Raw genomic sequence first — 1404 nt, forward strand, 5'->3', positions numbered from 1 at the left:
CAGGTATGAGACCTCTGCTCAAAACTGGATGTCAATGCATTGGATGGCTTTTTGTGCCTTGTTCCTCAGAAAAATTAAGAAAATCAATAAAGTTTAAACAAGTTCGTAAATAATACTCTATGGATGATAGAAAATCAGCAGAATATTTTCTTGATCTGATTAAACGGAGCAAGAGAGGGAAATTTAAGCTGTACATAGGGATGAGTGCAGGGGTAGGAAAATCTTATCGAATGTTACAGGAAGCACATTCGTTATTAAGAAATGGTATAGATGTAAAAATAGGCTATATAGAAACCCATAAAAGGAAAGAAACTCAGGAATTGTTGGAGGGGTTGCCTGTAATTCCAAGACGAAAGTTGTTTTATAAAGGAAAAGAATTACAGGAGCTGGATGTGCAGGCAGTGATAAACCAACGACCAGAAGTGGTAATTGTGGACGAATTGGCCCATACCAATATAGAGGGAAGTAAAAACGAGAAGCGTTGGCAGGATGTGTGCGATATTTTAGATGAAGGAATTAATGTAATTAGTGCGGTTAACATACAACATATAGAAAGTTTAAATGAGGAAATTAAAGGAATTACAGGAGTAGAGGTTAAAGAGAGAATACCGGATAATGTGGTTAGACAGGCAGATGAGGTGGTGAACATAGATCTTACGGCAGAAGAATTGATTAACAGGTTAAAAGAAGGTAAAATATATGATTTTGCAAAAGTAGATGCAGCGCTAAGAAACTTTTTTAAGAACGAAAATATTCTGCAACTACGTGAGTTGGCTTTGAAAGAAGTTGCAGCCCAAGTGCAACGTAAAGTAGAAACAGAAATAGTGCAGAACAGAAACCTGAGAAAAGAGAAGTTTTTGGCTTGTATAAGTTCTAACGAAAAAACAGCTAGAACAGTTATCAGAAAAACAGCAAGATTGGCTAACTACTATAATAGTAAATGGTATGTTTTGTATGTGCAAACACCTAAAGAAGCTGCAGATAAAATAGCTTTAGATAAGCAAAGACATTTGATTAATAACCTGAAGCTGGCAGCAGAATTGGGAGGAGAAATCATAAAAATTAAGGGAAAGAATATCACGAAGTCCATTATACAAGAGTGTGAGTCTAGAAAAGTTACGACAGTGTGTATTGGCAAACCGCATATTACATTCATGAAAATCATTTTTGCAACAGATACATTTAGCTCATTATTAGGTAAACTAACGACAGAAAATATAGATCTGGTTATATTGAGCTAGACTTAGATATTATTACAAATAATTGTTGGTAAGATAAAAGATAAATCCTGTTTTATAATGGAGTTGTTTAAACTTTTGGCTGTTAAAAAATGATTCCCAATAAATTTCCAGTTTTGTGTTGCTAAATCATAAAACGCGGAGTCAAGTTGGGAATCATCGATAA

Annotated in this window: 1 protein-coding gene; it reads left to right on the forward strand. The window is 34.6% G+C overall.

What is annotated here, in order from left to right; translation table 11 throughout:
- The first annotated feature begins 119 nt into the window (after window positions 1-119).
- Window positions 120-1241 (forward strand): sensor protein KdpD, encoded by a 1122-nt coding sequence (locus ACFSAH_RS14115; protein ID WP_379663385.1) that lies wholly within the window; start codon window positions 120-122, stop codon window positions 1239-1241.
- Window positions 1242-1404: the final 163 nt, after the last annotated feature.

It is taken from the genome of Pseudopedobacter beijingensis (genome assembly GCF_042678145.1).
GTDB lineage: Bacteria > Bacteroidota > Bacteroidia > Sphingobacteriales > Sphingobacteriaceae > Pseudopedobacter > Pseudopedobacter beijingensis.

Bases quoted from the DNA above. Each gene is read 5' to 3' on its own strand.
- ACFSAH_RS14115 (WP_379663385.1), top strand. From the start codon at position 120: ATGGATGATAGAAAATCAGCAGAATATTTTCTTGATCTGATTAAACGG.